General features: G+C 70.1%; 12 protein-coding genes. 5 read left to right on the forward strand and 7 right to left on the reverse strand.

All coding sequences use genetic code 11. From position 1 onward, the window contains the following. Nucleotides 1-15: 15 nt before the first annotated feature. Nucleotides 16-1,002, reverse strand: coding sequence for a helix-turn-helix transcriptional regulator (locus ACIBHX_RS22650; protein WP_397069151.1), 987 nt, complete (start codon nt 1,000-1,002; stop codon nt 16-18). Nucleotides 1,003-1,063: 61 nt separating this feature from the next. Here ACIBHX_RS22650 and ACIBHX_RS22655 point away from each other — a divergent pair, with 61 nt between their 5' ends. After that, nucleotides 1,064-1,639: a DinB family protein gene (locus ACIBHX_RS22655; protein ID WP_397069152.1), complete on the forward strand. Its 576-nt coding sequence runs from the start codon at nt 1,064-1,066 to the stop codon at nt 1,637-1,639. After that, nucleotides 1,636-2,028 (forward strand): RidA family protein, encoded by a 393-nt coding sequence (locus tag ACIBHX_RS22660; protein WP_397069154.1) that lies wholly within the window; start codon nt 1,636-1,638, stop codon nt 2,026-2,028. Before ACIBHX_RS22655 ends, ACIBHX_RS22660 begins: the two co-directional genes overlap by 4 nt. Nucleotides 2,029-2,308: 280 nt before the next feature. Here ACIBHX_RS22660 and ACIBHX_RS22665 read toward each other — a convergent pair whose 3' ends face one another. Further along, nucleotides 2,309-2,680: a winged helix-turn-helix transcriptional regulator gene (locus ACIBHX_RS22665; RefSeq protein WP_397069155.1), complete on the reverse strand. Its 372-nt coding sequence runs from the start codon at nt 2,678-2,680 to the stop codon at nt 2,309-2,311. 697 nt (nt 2,681-3,377) lie between these two features. Between ACIBHX_RS22665 and ACIBHX_RS22670 the strand changes: the two genes are divergently transcribed. Beyond that, the gene (locus ACIBHX_RS22670) at nt 3,378-4,013 is read left to right on the forward strand and encodes an NAD(P)-dependent oxidoreductase (RefSeq protein ID WP_397069157.1); all 636 of its coding nucleotides are present in this window, start codon (nt 3,378-3,380) and stop codon (nt 4,011-4,013) included. Nucleotides 4,014-4,896: 883 nt separating this feature from the next. Here the strand turns inward: ACIBHX_RS22670 and ACIBHX_RS22675 are convergent. The 3 genes from ACIBHX_RS22675 to rsmA form a co-directional block, all read right to left on the reverse strand. Continuing rightward, on the reverse strand, nt 4,897-5,619 hold the full coding sequence (locus ACIBHX_RS22675; protein WP_397069158.1) for a C40 family peptidase: 723 nt from the start codon (nt 5,617-5,619) through the stop codon (nt 4,897-4,899). An 864-nt stretch (nt 5,620-6,483) separates the two neighbouring features. Then, nucleotides 6,484-7,308 carry an SMP-30/gluconolactonase/LRE family protein gene (locus ACIBHX_RS22680; RefSeq protein ID WP_397069159.1) on the reverse strand — a complete coding sequence of 275 codons (825 nt, stop codon included), beginning with the start codon at nt 7,306-7,308 and terminating at the stop codon, nt 6,484-6,486. A 335-nt stretch (nt 7,309-7,643) separates the two neighbouring features. Continuing rightward, nucleotides 7,644-8,489: a 16S rRNA (adenine(1518)-N(6)/adenine(1519)-N(6))-dimethyltransferase RsmA gene (rsmA, locus tag ACIBHX_RS22685; RefSeq protein WP_397069247.1), complete on the reverse strand. Its 846-nt coding sequence runs from the start codon at nt 8,487-8,489 to the stop codon at nt 7,644-7,646. A 112-nt stretch (nt 8,490-8,601) separates the two neighbouring features. Between rsmA and ACIBHX_RS22690 the strand changes: the two genes are divergently transcribed. Both ACIBHX_RS22690 and ACIBHX_RS22695 read left to right on the forward strand, forming a co-directional pair. Continuing rightward, nucleotides 8,602-10,245: a serine/threonine-protein kinase gene (locus ACIBHX_RS22690; protein WP_397069161.1), complete on the forward strand. Its 1,644-nt coding sequence runs from the start codon at nt 8,602-8,604 to the stop codon at nt 10,243-10,245. Next, on the forward strand, nt 10,242-11,384 hold the full coding sequence (locus ACIBHX_RS22695) for a hypothetical protein (protein WP_397069163.1): 1,143 nt from the start codon (nt 10,242-10,244) through the stop codon (nt 11,382-11,384). Before ACIBHX_RS22690 ends, ACIBHX_RS22695 begins: the two co-directional genes overlap by 4 nt. Nucleotides 11,385-11,399: 15 nt before the next feature. Here the strand turns inward: ACIBHX_RS22695 and ACIBHX_RS22700 are convergent, their stop codons facing one another. Both ACIBHX_RS22700 and ACIBHX_RS22705 read right to left on the reverse strand, forming a co-directional pair. Continuing rightward, complete coding sequence (locus ACIBHX_RS22700; RefSeq protein ID WP_397069164.1) at nt 11,400-12,041, reverse strand: ubiquitin-like domain-containing protein; 642 nt, start codon at nt 12,039-12,041, stop codon at nt 11,400-11,402. Nucleotides 12,042-12,153: 112 nt separating this feature from the next. Next, nucleotides 12,154-13,008 carry a TatD family hydrolase gene (locus ACIBHX_RS22705; RefSeq protein ID WP_397069166.1) on the reverse strand — a complete coding sequence of 285 codons (855 nt, stop codon included), beginning with the start codon at nt 13,006-13,008 and terminating at the stop codon, nt 12,154-12,156. Between the last annotated feature and the right edge of the window lie 4 nt (nt 13,009-13,012).

The raw sequence follows: 13,012 nt of genomic DNA on the forward strand, positions 1-13,012 counted from the left end.
GCTCCTGGGCGTGGCTCATGACTGCTCCGTGTCCGGCGCCGGCGAGATCGTCGCACCGGCCGACAGCAGTCTCTCCGCCAGCGCGCGACAGCGTCTCCCCAGCTCCGGAGGGTCGAGTACCTCGAAGTCGTGCCCCAGCAGGAGCACGTGCATGAGCACGAAGTCGAGGCTGCCGCCGCCACTGAGCACCTCGCAGAGCTCGATCCCTCGCGGTCTTACGACGGCCGCCGCCGCCGGAATCTGCGCGCGCACCGTGTCGGCCGACGCGTGCACGAGGAAGCGCGCCTGGTGCGGGTAGACGCGACTCGCCACGCTCTCCTGCACGTACGTGGCCGCGTCGGGCGCCGCGCGCGGGCGGAAGCGCCACGTCCGTGCGGACACATCGGTCATCCGGTCGACGCGGAAGCTGCGCCAGTCGTCGCGATCGAGGTCGTAGGCGAGGAGGTACCAGCGCCGGTCGGAGGCGACCAGGCGGTAGGGCTCGACCCGCCGTGGTCGCATCTCGTTCCCGGACGGATAGTCGAAGCCGGCCTCGACCTCGTCGCGGCAGGCTCTGGCCAGCGTCATGAGCACCTCGGGGTCGACCGGCGTACGGCCGCCGCCGAAGGACTCCACCGAACCGGACAGCGCGCGCACCTCATGCCGCAGCCTGGTGGGCAGCACCCGGTCGAGCTTGGTCAGCGCCCGGAGCGCGGCGTCGCCGGCGCCTGCGACCGCGCCACCCGCGCCGGCGAGCAGCGAGACCGCGGTGGCGATCGCCTCCTCGTCATCGAGCAGCAGCGGCGGCAGGTCCTGCCCCGGGCCGAGCTGGTAGCCGCCGCCGACGCCCTGGCCGGCATGCACCTGATAGCCGAGGGTGCGCAGCCGCTCGACATCACGCCGTACCGTGCGCGGCGTGACCCCGAGCCGGTCGGCGAGCTCCGGGCCGGTCCAGACCTGGCGCTGCTGCAGCAGGCCGAGCAGGGTGAGCACGCGCTCCGTCGTGCCCCGCTCGTCAACCATGGAGCCAGCCTGCCAGAGATAGCGGACCGATACTGTCCGCTAGGGGCGCGAGGGTGGCTCCATGGACGCAGACGAACTCGACTGGAACAGGACGCTGCGCGAGCAGTGGGAGTTCCACTGGAACCTTCAGCTTCGAGCCCGGCTCGACGGGCTCACCGACGAGGAGTACTTCTGGTCGCCGGCGCCGGACGGTTGGAGCGTGCGGCCGCGCGGCACTTCGACCGCGCCCCGGCAGCTCGGTGCCGGGGACTTCACGATTGACCACGCCTCCCCCGTGCCGGTCCCCGCGCCGTTCACCACGATCGCCTGGCGACTCGGTCACGTCATCGTCGGCGTGCTCGCCGCGCGCAACGCGGCGCACTTCGGCGCGCCGGCGGCCTCGTACGACAGCTGGGAGTACGCCGGCAGCGCGGCCACCGCGCTCGACCAGCTCGAGGCCCAGCTCGACGTCTGGCTGAACGGGGTACGCGGCCTCGGCGAGGCCGGACTCCGGGTGCCGGTCGGCCCGAAGGAGCCCTACCCCGAGCTGCCCATGGCCGCTCTGGTGCTGCACATCAACCGCGAGCTGATCCACCACCTGTCCGAGGTCTGCCTGCTGCGCGACCTCTACCTGCACACATCCAGGAAGGACTCATGACCATGAAGACGACCCATCTCGACCCTGAAGAACTGCTTTACAGCCCTGCCTTCACGCAGGGCGTGATCGCACCCGCTGCCCGGACGCTCTACGTTGGCGGCCAGCTCGGCAGCGACAGCACCGGAAAACTGCTCGACGGAATTGAGGCGCAAACCGCTCAGGCAATGCAGAACGTGCTGAGTGTCCTTGCTGCCGCGGGTACCGGTCCCGAGCATGTCGTCAAGCTCAACATCTACCTCGTCAATGGGGTGGACGCACAGGTGGGATACGCGGCGTCGCGATCAGTATGGGGCGACCACCGCACAGCCATCACAGTCGTTTCCACCGCAGGACACGGCCGCCCGGGCGCGCTCGTGGAGATCGACGCAATAGCAATCATCCCCGAATAGACCGAACCCCCAGATCGAGGCTGTCACCACGTGACCCAACGCGGCTGAGGCAGCCGACGGTGACAAGCTGCCCCAGCAGCGGCCGGGCGCGAAACCGGGCTCGCGGAACTCAAGGCATTGCTCGCGCTCCGCAGCCCAAGCCCTGCGCGCCGTACCCCGCGCAGGTTACGGCGCACGGGGCACGACGTGCGGGATACGGGGCGCGGGATACGGGGCACGGCGCGCGGGGCACGGCGCGCGCTGTGAAGCTGAGCTCTGGCTGTCGACCGTGGCCGGAGGCTCAGCCCGTTCGGTCGAGGGTGGCGGCCTCGCGGGCGTCGATGAGCTCGTCCCAGTGCTCCTCGGCCCATGCACAGACGGCGTTGATGGGCTCGATCATGCTCCGACCGAGGCCCGTGAGCTCGTACTCGACACGCATGCCGTCGTCGTGCACCGTCCGCGCCACGAAGCCGGCGCGCTCCAGCCCCCGCAGCGACTGTGTGAGCACCTTCGCCGTGATCCCCCGAAGCGGGACTCGCAGCTCCGAGAACCGCCGAGGCCCGGATTCCAGACACCGGATGATCATCCCGGCCCACTTGTCCCCGATCCGAATCGGCATGAGATCGGACGGACAGAGCGGATCGAACATATCCGGATCAAGCGGCTCCCTCATGCCCTCACCCTAACCACCCACCCCCGACGCCCACACGAGACAGCGAAGGTCCGCCCACCCACGAAATCCAAAGGCCCCGGGATCGCCCGAGCTTCGCCGTAACCACGCAAAATCCACCGAAGCCAAGCAAGGCCACCAACAGCCAAGGCAAGCGAGCACCCAGCGCCCCCACCATGCCGTACGGCATGCCACCCCGGACCAGGGACAAGCTTCGCCCAACCTGGTGGCCCCCTGGACCCTGGCACGCTCCACCGGAGCCAGCCCAGCTTCGCCGACACCTTGCGACCCCCACACCCCAGACGAGCTTCGCCCAACCTGGCAGCGCCCCCGGAACGAGCTTCGCCCAACCTGGCAGCGCCCCCGGACCAGACGAGCTTCGCCCAACCTGGCGGCGCCCCCGGAACGAGCTTCGCGGAACCTGGCGGTGCGCCTGGATCGGGCATTCGCTGGAGCGGAGCCAACTTCGTTGGGCCTGGCGAGACTCCACGCCCCAGGGCGAGTTCGCTGGCGTGACCCTCCTGGAGCCGGGGCGAGCGTCGCTAGGTCAGGCGAGGTCCCTGGAGCCAGGGCGAGGTGCGGTGACGCCGTGTGGGGATTCGGTGGGCCTGGCGAGGTTCCCTGGAGGTAACTGGGTGGGTTTGTACCGTCCCGTGCATCGGGTCGACGTGGGTTCGGCTCGCGGGAAAGCAGGTGAAGCATGAGCAGGATCATCGTATTCGGAGCGGGCGGCAGGGGCGGGCGCGCCATCATCCACGAGGCGGTACGCCGCGGCCATCGGGTCACCGCGGTCGTCCGAGACCCCTCGAAGCACGCGGACCTCGCGTCTGACGGTGTAGAGATCGTTGCGGGGGACGTCACGGACGTGGAGGCCATCGCACGCCTGGCCAAGGGGCACGACGCCGCCGTCAACTCCACAGCCGACCTCAACGCGGACTTCGACGCCTTCTTCAGCTCGGCTGCCCGGGCCACGCTCGACGGCCTCACCAGAGCGGCCGTCGACCGGCTGGTGACCGTGGGCCTCGCCTCCCTCCTCAATGACGCCTCCGGAGTTCCGCTCATGGACACGCCGGGGTACCCGCAGGAGTACCGCTCCTTCTACCTGGGACATGAGGCAGGCATGCGAGTACTCCGGGAGACCACCACCCCGGTCGACTGGGTGGTGCTCAGCCCTGCCGGCGACTTCGACCACGACGGCACGCCGACCGGCCGCTACCGCCTGGCCCCGGGAGATGCGGACAGCCGGATCACTTACGCGGACTTCGCCCTCGCCGTCCTCGACGAGATCGACACCCCAACCCATCACAAGACCCACCTCGGCATCGAAGCCGCCTGACGCTCCCCAGCTGGGGACATGAACTCGGCCACCTACCCCCAGTTCGCGCGCACCAGGCATCCCTCTGGCCCTCCAACGCTCGGATTTGAGCACCCTCCTTGCCCTGACCCGTTGAGCGAGGAGGGTGCGGCTAGTGCCCCAACGCGGTTCTCGCCGAAGCACCAGGTGCTCGCCGACTCAAACACGTCGGGTACAGCAGGCGATCACGTCCACGGAGCAGCGTGATCCATCGAGCTAAGACGCGATCACGCCCATGTCGGAGAATCGATCGCGCCCGGATTAGAGACGCGTCCACGTCGCGCACGCGGCCACACCCGGATCGGGAACGCGCTCACGCCCATGTCGGAGAATCGATCGCGCCTGGACTAGAGACGCGTCCACGTCGCGCCCGCAGCCCTGCCTGGATCGGGAACGCAATCATGCCCCGGTCGGGGACACGGTCACGCGCTGACCCGGAGCGCGATCACGCCCTGGTCGCGGACGCGGCCACGCCTATCACGGAGGCCAATCGCGCCCGGATTAGAGACGCGTCCACGCCCGAATCGGGAGCGCGATCATGCCCGGGCCGGGAAGACGGTCACGCCCGGGTCGGGGCCGCGATCATGCCCCAGGTTAGAGGAGCGCACGTGTGGACCAGGTGCGCATCGGACAGCTCCGGGTCGGGCGACTTGGGCACTTCCGGGCGCGCGCTCGAACGTAGCCGAGGTGGGGCTCGCGGACTCGGATGAGCGGCTCGGGCGTGACCGAGGTGGGGTGATCGGGCACGCGCAAGGTGCGCGCCCAGTAAACCCCCTGGATGCGCGGGCCGGACGTCCTGATGTGGGTGCCCGAGGACGACGTGGGTGATCGAGGACGACGTGGGTGTCCGAGGTGGCTGGGTGGGTTACGTGGGGCGGGTGGCGCCTCGGTAGCGGGGGCGGTAGTAGGGGGAGTCTATGAAGCGGGTTTTGCGGACTACGTCGCCGGTTTTGGGGGCGTGGATCATGAGGCCGTGGCCTAGGTAGAGGCCTACGTGGGTGGGGTCGCCCTTGCCGCCGCCGAAGAAGAGGAGGTCGCCTGGGCGTAGGTCCTTGAGGGCTACTCTGCGGCCCTGGCGGAATTGGGTGCCCGTGTAGTGGGCCAGGTGGACGCCTGCTTTGGACCAGGCGTAGAGGGTTAGGCCGCTGCAGTCGAAGCCAGTGGTGTGGGCGCCTCGGCCTATCCCCAGGGTGGCGCCGGTGGGGGCGCCGCCGCCCCAGGAGAACGGCGTGCCCAGCTTTTCGAGCGCCGCGGTTACGGCGATGTCGCCCTTTTTGCTGGGCTTCTCGAGCGTGGCCCTTCGGCCGCCTGATTGCGGGGTGGCCGGGCTCTTGCCGCTCGGCGGGAGCGTGGTCGTGTGCTTCAGGTTGGGCGTGTTCTGGTCGGGTGCGTTCTGGCTGGGCGTGCTCTGGTCGGGGGTGCTCTGGCTGGGCGTGCTCTGGTCGGGGGTGCTCTGGCCAGGTGCGTTCTGGAGCGCGCCCGTTGAGGTGGCGGTGGTGCTCGGGGGCGATTGAGATGCGGCCGTGCTTGATACCTCTGGGGATCTGGAGGGTTCGGAGGGGCCTGCTGGGTTTTCGCTAGTGGGCATGGACCAGCGGGTCAGCCATGGGGGGATGGCGGTGGGTGGGATGCGGTGGACGCCCACGCGGGTGAGGGCCTCGTCCAAGCGGTGTCTGCAGGAGTGGGGCGGGAGGGTGACGAGTAGGCGGAACGTCGCGTGGGGGTTGTGGAGGTAAGGCTCCAGTTGGGGATCGGCGCCCTGGGTGTGGGTGGCACGAGCTGTCAGGGCATCCGGCCGGGTGGCATGTGATCCGGTGGCGTGGCGCTCTGCTGGGTGAGTGGTTGCGGTGCTTGGGTCTGGGTGAGTGATCGCGGTGGTGGGAGCTGGCTGAGTGAGTGTGGTGTTGGGGCCTGGGTGAGTGATCGCGGCGCTTGGGCCTGGGTGAGCGATTGTGTTGCTGGGCGGCCAGGTGTTGGTGTTGGGCTCGTGCCAGGGGGCGTAGGCAGCGAACCAGTGGGCGTAAGGGGGGAACCAGCGGGTGTAAGTGGCGGGGAGGGTGATCGTGGCGTAGCAGCTGGCTGGGTTTCGGGTGGGTTCCGGCTGGAAGGTCTGTTTGGGGTGGGTTGCTGGGGGCTTGGTGGGGGGTTCGGTGGCGGTAGCCGTACTGGGGAAGGCGGAGAGTGCGGCGAGTAGGCCGCCGCCGAAGGTGAGCAGCCTCAGTGGGGAGAGTGCGGTCATGGGGGCTCCTGAGCCTTGAGGTGCGTGTACGGGAGGCTCAGGATGCGTTGGGCGGCATGGGACGCAGGCGGCCGAGCGCGGTTCTGTGGATGGGGGAGCCGGTTCGGCCTGCCTGTGGACAACGACTTCCGGGGGTGCACGCGCTCTGGACCTGGAGCGGGTTGTTGGATACGGCTTCTGGTGGGTGGCGGACGGCGGTGGGGCTGCTGGGGTTTAGGGGAGGGCGGGGGTTGGGACGTGGGTGGTGAGGATTTGGGCTCGGTGGTTCTTGGCGGCCTCTGCTGGGTCGTAGGTGGGGGCCGTACAGAGGTAGAGGGTGTTGCCGCCCAGGGCGCAGGCGAAGACGCCCAGGTCGCCGGTGCTGATCTCGTCGAGGAGGTGGCCGCCTTCCTGGACTCTGACGGCGCGGTTGCCGCCGGCGTCGGCGACCCAGACGGCGCCTGAGGAGTCGAGGGCTATGCCGTCGGGGCTGATTCCCGCCAGGTCGGCCCAGATGCGGCGGTCGGTGAGGGCCCCGTCGGGCTCCAGGGTGAAGGCCGTGAGGCGCTGGGCCCAGGATTCGGCGACGATGAGGGTTTTGCCGTCCGGGGTGATGGCGGGGCCGTTGGGGAAGGCCATGTCGTTCGCCACGACTGTGACCGCGCCGTCGGGGTCCACGCGGCGGAGGTCCGTCAGGGGGATCTGGCCGGTGAAGTCGATCGTGCCGATGTACGCCCGTCCCTGGGCGTCGACCACCATGTCGTTGCTCATCCAGCCGACTTGGCCTTCGGGCGACAAGTCGGCATAGAGGGTGGTCTCCCCCTCGTGTACGCGGAGGAGCTTGTTGTCCGTCATCGAGACCACCAGCAGGCTTCCGTCGGGCAGCCAGCCCAGGCCGGATGGCGAGCCCGGCACCGATGCGACCGTCTCGGTGTCCCCTGACGGCGAGACGGCGTACACCTCGTGCCGCCAGAAGTCCGACACCCACAGCCGGCCGTCGTGCCACCGTGGCCCCTCGAAGAAGGCGCCACCACTGACCAACGTCTCCAGCATGTTCATCCTGTGCTCCCACAGGCCCGGCGCCCCCGTCGGGCGCCTCTCACCCAGGACGTAGTAGCCACCATCAGGATTTCGACGTCCCCACCGCACGATTTCCAAGATTTTTCGGTACGGCCCAGCCGTCCCCTCCCCTGGTACGTCCAATCCCGCAACCAGGTGTACGGCAAGGCCACCCAAACCGTGGCACCGTGGGTCCGGTCTTCGGTTGCTCGCCGTATAGGGCGCCGACTTTCGCCGTACACCGTCTCGCCGACCCGGCGCCTGTGAAGGCCGCGGATGGGTCACCCGTGAGGCGGGGCGAAGTTGGAGGTGGGGCAAGGGTGTGCCAGCCGTGGTTACGGCTTGGGTTTGTGTTCTGCGATTCGGGCGAAGGCTGTTACATCCAGTTGCTCGCCCCGGGCTTGGGGGGAAACCTCGGCCGCCACGAGGGCCTGTTCCGCGAGGGCGGGGGTGCCGGCCCATGTGGCCAGGGCCGCGCGCAGGGTTTTGCGCCGCTGTGAGAAGGCGGCGTCGATCACCGCGAAGACCTCCTCGCGGGTAGCAGTGGTGACGGGTGGCGGGCGGCGTTCGAGGGAGACCAGGCCGGAGTCCACGTTCGGCACCGGCCAGAAGACCGAACGGCCGACGGGGCCGGCTCGCCGTACCGAGGCGTACCAGGCCGCCTTGACGGACGGCACGCCGTACACCTTGGACCCGGGCGCCGCGGCGAGGCGGTCGGCCACCTCCAACTGGACCATCACCAGGCCCTTGCGCAGCGAAGGCAACACCTCAAGTAGGTGCAAAACCACCGGCACCGCAACGTTGTACGGCAAATTAGCCACGAGCGCCGTAGGGGAAAAGTCCGACAAATCGGTGGAAGTCAAACGTAGGGCGTCCTGATTCACCACCGTGAGCCGGTCGGCGAGCCCCCGGTCGGCCACGGTGAGCGGCAGCTGCCGGGCCAGTACCGGATCGATCTCCACGGCCACCACGTGCGCGGAAGCAGGCAGCAGCGCGAGCGTGAGCGACCCCAGCCCGGGCCCCACCTCGATGACCACGTCGTCACTCGACAGGGAAGCCACCCGGACGATCCGCCGGACGGTCCCGGCGTCGATCACGAAGTTCTGCCCGAGCCGTTTCGTCGGACGAAGATCTAGCTTGTCCGCCAAATTACGTATTTCCGCGGGCCCCAGCAGGTTCATCATTTCAACCACGTAGACAACATCCGTCCAGTCTCCCGCATCGAAGAACCTGTGATGGCGGACGGGGGCATCTAAAGGGGAGGATGGGATGCACGACGAAGGGACATCCCTGATGGAGCCAACGGGCGCCGCCCCGCTCCGTCCCACCGACCTGCGGGAGATCGGCCCGTACCGGCTGCTGGGGCGGCTCGGCGAGGGCGGCATGGGCACGGTCTTCCTGGCCAAGGCGCCAACCGGGCGATTCGTCGCGGTCAAGGTGGTGAAGGCCGAGTTCGCCAACCAGGAGGGTTTCGCGATCCGGTTCCACGCCGAGGTCGACAACGCCCGCCGGGTGGCCTCCTTCTGCACGGCGCAGGTCCTGGACAACGGCAACACCGCCGACGGCCGCCCGTACATGGTCACCGAATACATCGCGGGCACCCCCTTGTCCGATCAAATCGTGAAATATGGGGCGCTCGACCCGGGGCCACTCCACGGCGTGGCGTTAGGCGTCGCCGCCGCCCTGGCCGCGATCCACGTGGCGGGACTCGTCCACCGCGACCTCAAGCCCGCGAACGTGATCCTCTCGCTGTCCGGACCCCGCGTGATCGACTTCGGCATCGCCAGGGCGCTCGACCGCGAGACCGGCTTCACGCTGTCGGGCGAGCTGCTCGGCAGCCCCGGCTGGTGGGCCCCCGAGCAGGTGCGCGGGCAGGCCGTCACTCCGGCCGCCGACATCTTCGCCTGGGGCTGCCTGATCGCCTACGCCGGCAACGGCCGCCACCCCTTCGGCCGCGGCGACCCCATCACGCTGGCCACCCGAGTCCTGAACACGCCCCCCGACCTGGGCGCGCTGCCGGCGCCGCTCAATGACCTCGTACGGCGGGCCACGGCGATGGACGCCTCCCACCGCCCCACGGCGCAGGAGCTGCTCCTGGCCCTGGTCGGAGCCGCAGCCCCGGCACGCCCCGCGGCGGCGGACCCACCCACGCTGGTCGCCGACAACGTCCTGACCGGCTGGAAGCCGCCCCAGAACGTGGTCGAGACCCCGGACATCACGGCCGCCTTCGCCACCCCACCCCCCAGCGACACCACCCGGAACCCCGGCTCCGCCGCTCCGAAGGGAGGAGCCCGTGGCGATACCGCCAGGATCGCCAGGGAGGAGCAGGAGGCACGCGAGGAGCTGGCCCGCTGGGCGATCCCGGGCACGACCCCGCCACGCCAGCCCGACACCGAGCCCCCCAAACCCCCCAGACCACGCGGCACGAGGTGGCTGATAGCCGCGGCAGCGGCGGTGCTGGCCATCGCCGTCACGGCGGGCATCCTGATCGTCACCACGACCCGCAACGCCCCGCACCCCACGCCGAGCACCCAGAACCAAGCCCAGGCGCAGGACCACCCGAGCGACGTCGGCCGCCGCTTCGCGCTGAGCGAGGACTTCGACGGCCCGTTCCTGACCGTGGCGAGCACCCCTGAGTGCGGGCTGAAGGACTACCAGGGCACCGCCGCGACGCAGGGCCAGCTGTGCCTGCTCAGATGGACGATGCTGAACCCGGGCGGTGAACGGGCCCAGCTCGGCACCCCGGTCCTGACCCTGATCGACGACCGCAACGGCCGCCACGATCCGCTGCCGGTCTCGACCAGGCTGCCGGACAACCTCGTGCCGGGCGGCCGCATCGACGGCGTGTTCGTCTTCGACCTGCAGCCCGCCCGCAAGCCGGCCCGCCTGTCGGGCACCATGCTGCGGAACGGCCGGCAGATCGAGGTGCGGCTGTGAAGGCGCTCATGGCGATCCTGCTGGCGGCCACGGCGCTGGTCCCGTCGGTACAGCACGCGGCGGCCGACTGCTCCAGGGCGGGCGCGAGTGACTTCGACGGCGACGGCCAGGACGACGTGGCGGTCGGTGACCCGTTCGCCGACACGGTCTCGATCATCTCGGCCGGCAAGGTGATCCCGGTCGACGTGCCCGCGCAGAAGGGCGACGGGCTGGGCTGGTCGGTCCGCCTGACCAAGCTCAATGCCGACGGCTGCGCCGACCTGGTCGTCGGCGCGCCCTACGCCGACGTCAACGGCACCGTGGACGCCGGCGCCGTCTACCTGGTGTACGGGGGGAACGCCGCCCCGGCCAAGAGGCTGCTCGCCCCCGAGCCGCAGCGTGACGCCCACTTCGGCTGGTCGCTGGCCGCCAAGGGCGACCTGGTCGCGATCGGGGCGCCGTACGAGGACCAGGCCCAGCTGGCGGACGCGGGCTCGGTGTACGTGCGCAAGGGCGAGGGCGCGCTGCGCAGGATCCAGGAGGACACCGAAGGGGTCCTGGGCAACGCCGAGGTGGGCGACCAGTTCGGCTGGTCGCTGGCGTTCACGTCGGGAAACGGGCTCGCGGTCGGCGTGCCGTACGAGAACGACGACGGACCGGGCCGTCAGGTCGCCAGCGGCAAGATCGACTCGGGCTCCATCACGGTGGTGAAGGATGTGCTGGCGCCCGCGCTGACCAGCGTGAAGTGGGATTCGCCGACCAAGACCGCCGGTGACAGGTACGGCTACGCGGTGGCCTACAGCGACAGGGGCGGGCTGGCCGTGAGCGCGCCGGGAGCCGGTTACGTGCAGCTGTTCGACGCGGCCATGAAGACGGGCAGGACGATCCGCGGCGTGTCCGGGGTGATGCTGGCCGCGGCGCAGGACGGCAGGCTGGCGATCGGCTCGGCGAGCGGCGTGCAGGTGACCGGCCAGGGCGAGGATCGGACGATCCCCGCGCCGGGGCTGTCATCGGTGGCGTTCAGCGGCAACAAGGTCTTCGTGGGCCTGCCTGACGCGGGCCGCTACGGGACGGTGTCCTCGGCGGGCCGCAACGACAGCGCGCTCAAGCCGTACGAGCCGGCCAAGGGCGCGGACTTCGGAGCGTCGGTGGCGGGCTAGCCGAACAGCTGCGCGCTACGGCTGGACGGGCAAGGTGTGCGAGGGAAGGACGGTTCCTGCGGGGATGACCCGGATGACCGTGCCGTCGCGAGGGAAGCTGTCCAGGGGCGGCTCGACCCTGTCTCCGGCGCGCAGGCGGATCCGCTGCTGCCGCAGCACCTCGCGCACGCTGGCGCCGGTGGTGCGCGTCCACGCCCCCGCCCCGCTCGCCTGCACGTAGACGCGACGGCGGGTGAACATCGTCAGCGCCATCCCCTGCAGCGGCACGGCGCCGCTCGGCGGGGCGGAGATGCGGCCTCCGGCCTGCGTGATGTGCAGCTCGGTCAGCGCGTCGCCCACGTTGCCCGCGGTGACCAGGCGGCGCGTGGTGTGGCCGTCGACGGTCAGCGTGATGGGCCTGGCGTGCTTGACCACGATCTGCTCGCCGTCGGCCAGGTCCTCCTGCCCGCCGGGGAACAGGTAGTCGCCGAAGCCCACCTCGACGTGCGCCTCGTCGAGCAGTTCGTGCACCGAGCCGGCGAAGCTGCGCACGGCGACGGCGTGGCCGTCGACCATGATCCGCACGTCCTTGGTCAGGTACGAGACGGTGACCAGGCCGGCCACGACCAGCGCCACCGCCACGCCGACGACGAGCGTCCACGGGGATCGCCACTGCATCCCTGGGCGTGGCGCCCGCCTCTTTCCGCGCATCGAGGACCTCCGGGTGGCTGGGGACGCACGACGCTAGCGGCGGCCCCGGGATCACCTCCACCGGTTCACGGAAAGATGGTCACCATTGGCCGAAGACGGTGACCCCGTTGCCTTCGATCGCCGCGCACAACGCCTCGGGCTGGACGGACTTGACCTCGGCCAGGCAGCGCAGGGTGATGGGGATGAGGTAGGGGGCGTTGGGCTTGCCGCGGTGCGGCACCGGCGGCAGGTAGGGCGCGTCGGTCTCGACCAGCAGCAGTTCCGTGGGCGCGACCTGGGCGGCCTCGCGCAGGTATCCGGCGTTCTTGTAGGTGACGGGCCCCGAGAACGACATGAAATATCCGGCTTCGGCGCACTTTTTCGCCATTTCGGCGTCGCCGGAGAAGCTGTGGAAGACGACCCTGTCCGGGGCGCCCTCGGCGGCCAGCACCTTCAGCACGTCGTCGTGGGCGTCTCGGTCGTGGATGACCAGCGCCTTGCCCGTGCGCTTGGCGATCTCGATGTGCGCTCTGAAGCTGGCGTGCTGGTCGTCCTTGGCCGCCCAGTCGCGGAAGTAGTCCAGCCCGGTCTCCCCGACCGCGCGCACCTCGGGCCGCCCGGCCAGCGCCTCGATCTCGGCCAGCACCTCGGGCGTGGCCTCGTGGGCCTCGTTCGGGTGGATGGCCACCCCCGCGTACACGTCCCGGTGCTCGGCGGCCACGTCGGCGTTCCACCGCGAGGAGCGCAGGTCGTAGCCGATCGTGACGAGCCGGACCACGCCCACGGCCCGCGAGTCGGCCAGGATCGACTCGACCGTGGCCGAGGCCGCCTGCGCGGCCTGTGCCACCGGATCGCCCGAGGAGGCCTGCCGGTTGCCGACCATGATGTCCAGGTGGCAGTGGCTGTCGAACACCTGAGCGGGCAGCGGATCAGGGACGGCGGGAATCTTGCTCACGCCC

The organism is Nonomuraea sp. NPDC050536 (assembly GCF_044457685.1).
Classification (GTDB): domain Bacteria; phylum Actinomycetota; class Actinomycetes; order Streptosporangiales; family Streptosporangiaceae; genus Nonomuraea.

Excerpts from the sequence above, each read along its gene's own strand:
- ACIBHX_RS22650 (WP_397069151.1), bottom strand. The coding sequence starts at position 1,002 with ATGGTTGACGAGCGGGGCACGACGGAGCGCGTGCTCACCCTGCTCGGC.
- ACIBHX_RS22655 (WP_397069152.1), top strand. The coding sequence starts at position 1,064 with ATGGACGCAGACGAACTCGACTGGAACAGGACGCTGCGCGAGCAGTGG.
- ACIBHX_RS22660 (WP_397069154.1), top strand. The coding sequence starts at position 1,636 with ATGACCATGAAGACGACCCATCTCGACCCTGAAGAACTGCTTTACAGC.
- ACIBHX_RS22665 (WP_397069155.1), bottom strand. The coding sequence starts at position 2,680 with ATGAGGGAGCCGCTTGATCCGGATATGTTCGATCCGCTCTGTCCGTCC.
- ACIBHX_RS22670 (WP_397069157.1), top strand. The coding sequence starts at position 3,378 with ATGAGCAGGATCATCGTATTCGGAGCGGGCGGCAGGGGCGGGCGCGCC.
- ACIBHX_RS22675 (WP_397069158.1), bottom strand. The coding sequence starts at position 5,619 with ATGCCCACTAGCGAAAACCCAGCAGGCCCCTCCGAACCCTCCAGATCC.
- ACIBHX_RS22680 (WP_397069159.1), bottom strand. The coding sequence starts at position 7,308 with ATGAACATGCTGGAGACGTTGGTCAGTGGTGGCGCCTTCTTCGAGGGG.
- rsmA (WP_397069247.1), bottom strand. The coding sequence starts at position 8,489 with ATGAACCTGCTGGGGCCCGCGGAAATACGTAATTTGGCGGACAAGCTA.
- ACIBHX_RS22690 (WP_397069161.1), top strand. The coding sequence starts at position 8,602 with ATGGAGCCAACGGGCGCCGCCCCGCTCCGTCCCACCGACCTGCGGGAG.
- ACIBHX_RS22700 (WP_397069164.1), bottom strand. The coding sequence starts at position 12,041 with ATGCAGTGGCGATCCCCGTGGACGCTCGTCGTCGGCGTGGCGGTGGCG.